This is a genomic window from Streptomyces anatolicus, from assembly GCF_019400875.1.
Lineage (GTDB): Bacteria > Actinomycetota > Actinomycetes > Streptomycetales > Streptomycetaceae > Streptomyces > Streptomyces anatolicus.
The window spans coordinates 1-3,230 of record NZ_WMBF01000627.1 but is presented as its reverse complement, the minus strand read 5'-3'; the positions used below and the strand labels follow the sequence as shown (position 1 = coordinate 3,230).

2 protein-coding genes are annotated in these 3,230 nt (G+C 73.4%); both read right to left on the bottom strand.

All coding sequences use genetic code 11. The features are described from left to right. Nucleotides 1-72: 72 nt before the first annotated feature. On the bottom strand, nucleotides 73-1,686 hold the full coding sequence (locus GKQ77_RS30570) for an amidohydrolase (RefSeq protein WP_219692369.1): 1,614 nt from the start codon (nucleotides 1,684-1,686) through the stop codon (nucleotides 73-75). 78 nt (nucleotides 1,687-1,764) lie between these two features. Continuing rightward, the coding region (locus GKQ77_RS30565; RefSeq protein ID WP_219692368.1) for an APC family permease at nucleotides 1,765-3,230 on the bottom strand (1,466 nt) is incomplete at its 5' end.

The window sequence follows — 3,230 nt, the reverse complement described above, 5'->3', positions numbered from 1 at the left end:
GGGTGGGAAAGCTTCGCCGCTCAGCGGCGGACATAGCGGATATAACACGCATTCAGAAGGCCGCCCGGTATGTCAGGAGGTCGCCCGGTACGTGGGGCGGCCTCCGAGCCAGGTGCCCCGCACGCGCGCGTGGCGGATGGCCATCGGGTCGACGGTGCGCGGGTCGGCGGAGAGCAGGACCAGGTCGGCGGGGGCGCCAGGCGCGAGGTGAAGCCGGTCGTCGGCGCCCGCCTGGTGGGCGACTCCGGCGGTGGCCGCCGTCAGCGCCTCCTCGACGGTGAGCCGCTGGTGGGGGAGCCAGCCTTCTGCCGGCTCCCCCGTGAACGTACGCCTGGTGACGGCCACTTGGATGCCTTCCAGGGGGATGTGCGAGCTGACGGGCCAGTCGCTGCCGAAGGAGAGCCGCACGCCGTCCCGCGCCAGCTCGCCCATGGGGTACTGCAGGGCCGCGCGGTGCGCGCCGATCCGCGGGATGGACAGCTCGGTCTGGAGCGGGTCGGGTTGCGCCCAGAGGGGTTCGAAGTTGGCGATGACGCCGAGTGCGGCGAAGCGGGGCAGGTCGGCGGGGTCGACCAGCTGGACGTGGGTGATCACCGGGCGCCGGTCCCAGGCGGGATTGGCGCGGATCGCCGTCTCGATCGCGTCGAGCGAGGCGCGTACGCCCGCGTCGCCGATCGCGTGGATGTGCGTCCGGAAGCCCGCGGCGTCGAAGGCCCGTACGGCCTCGGCGAGCGCGCGAGGCTCCCACACGGGCATGCCGCAGCTGTGCGGCGCGTCCAGGTAGGGGGCGAGCATGGCGGCCGTGCCGCCCTCGATGACGCCGTCGCTGAAGAACTTCACCGTCCGCGCGCTCAGCAGCTCGCCGCCCTCCGCGGTCACCCGCGCGCGTGTCCCGGCGAACGGCCCGAGCTGCGCGCGCCACCGGTCGGGGTCCGCGCGCTGGGCCAGGTCGACCCGGAAGGCCAGGGCGTCGCGCCGGGCGGCGGCGAGATAGGCGTCGGCCATCTCCGGTTCGACCCAGGCGTCCTGGACCCAGGTGATGCCCGCGCGCGCGTACGCGTGCCCGGCGCGGCGCACCGCCTCGACGAGGTCGTCCGTGGCGCGCGAGGGGACCTGGTCGAGCACGAGGTCGCAGGCGTGCCACTCGCGCAAGGTGCCGAGCGGTGTGCCGTCGGGGCGGCGCACGATCCAGCCGAGGCGCGGCTCCGGAGTCCGCTCGCTCACCCCGGCCCTGCGCAGCGCCTCGGTGTTGCACCACACGGTGTGGTAGTCGTGGGCGCGCAGCACGACGGGCCGGTCGGGTACCGCCGCGTCCAGCCAGTGCGCGTCGAACTCCCCGTCGGGCGCGAGCGCGGGGTCGTAGGAGGCGCCGACGATCCACTCGGCCTCCGGGTGCTCCCCGGCCCATCGCCCGACTTCGGAGACGATCGCGTCGACGGAGGCAAGCTCCTTGATCTGCGGCCCGAAGCTCTCCAGGCCGCCGAAGAGCGGGTGGGCGTGGCCGTCGCCGAAGGCGGCCATCAGCAGCCCGTCCCCGATGTCGACGACCTCGTCGGCGGTGGCGGCGAGGGCGCGGGCCTCGTCGCCGAGCGCGAGGACGCGGCCTTCGCGCACGGCGAGCGCCGTGGTGTCGTGGTGGGGGTGGCTCCCGGTGCGGGTGGTGCCGAGGAAGACCAGGGTGGTCATGCTGTCGCTTTCTCCTTGCTGGCTCAATCGCCTACGCCTACTCGCCTGCTCAGGGCCTCCGCCACCCTCCGCCACCCCTCAGACGCTTTCGGCGTCCACCGTCGTCAGCCGCTCGTACGCCACCGGATCGCGCGCCTTGACGCGCAGCGCCAGCACGGCACCGACGGCGAACAGCACCGGCAGCGGGAGGATCAGGGCCGCGTTCACACCGGTGGAGGCGCCGGTGAGCAGATCGAGGTGGGCGCAGACCAGGACGATCATGACGGCGAGGCCCGCGCAGGCGAGCAGTGGGGCGGCGACCACCCGCCAGGCCGGCAGCGCGCGCCGGTCGCGGCGGAAGAACCCGTACACGGCGAGGGCGGCGAGCGCCTGCATCAGCATCACGCCGAGGATGCCGGAGCCGTTGGTCCACAGGAACGTGACGGTGTACGGATCGACCCCGCTGATCACCGTCACGGCGATCACCGCGAGCGCGATGGCCGACTGCGTGAGCACGGCCGCGGCCGGTGCCCGGGTCTTCGCGGAGACCGTGCCGAGGCGGGCCGGGAGCAGGCCTTCCCTGCCGAGCGCGTAGAAGTAGCGGGCGGCGCCGTTGTGGAAGGCGAGCGTGGCCGCGAAGGCGCTGGTGATGATCAGTACGTGCATGGCGTCGGCGGCCCAGGCCCCGCTGAACCGCTCGGTGGCGGTGAAGACCATGTCGGCGCCGCCCTCTCCCTCCGCGACCGCCTGGGCGCGGTCGGAGCCGTACGCGTTGATGATCATCCAGACGGTGAAGGTGTAGAAGAGCACGAGGAACGCCACGGCGATGTAGGTGGCGCGCGGCACGGTCCTCTCCGGTCGCCGCGCCTCCTCCGCGTAGATCGCGGTCGCCTCGAAGCCGACGAAGGCGCCGATGGCGAGGACGATCATGCCGCCCACCCCGGACGCACCGAGATGGCCGGGTGACAGCGCCCCCAGGTCGACGCCCTGCGGGCCGCCGCCGTGCGCGAGGACGCCTGCTTCGAAGACGAGCAGCACCAGCACTTCGAGGACCAGGGCGACGCCGAGGACCTTGGCGCTGAGGGTGACCCTGAGGTAGCCGAGCGCGCCGATGGCGACCAGTCCGCCCGTCGCCCAGACCCACCAGGGCACATGGGCCCCGGTGAGATCATCGAAGCCCGCCTCCGTGAACCATCCGAAGGCGGCGAGCAGTCCCACCTCGATCGCGTTGTACGAGAAGAGCGCGACGTACGCGGAGCCGGCTCCGGCGGGACGGCCGAGCCCCCTGCCTATGTACGCGTAGAAGGCACCGGCGTTGCGCACGTACCGGCTCATGGCCGTGAACCCGGCGGCGAAGACGATCAGGAGCAGCCCCGAGAGCAGATAGCCGAGCGGCGCCGCCCGGCCCGCCATGCCGATGGCCAGCGGGGCCACGCCCGCCATGACCGTCAGCGGGGCGGCGGCCGCCATGACGAAGAAGACCAGATCGCCGGTGCCGACGGCCCCGCCGCTGAGGCCGCGCGAGGAGGGGGCGGAGGCCGGTACGGAGGGGGGCGGTACTGAGG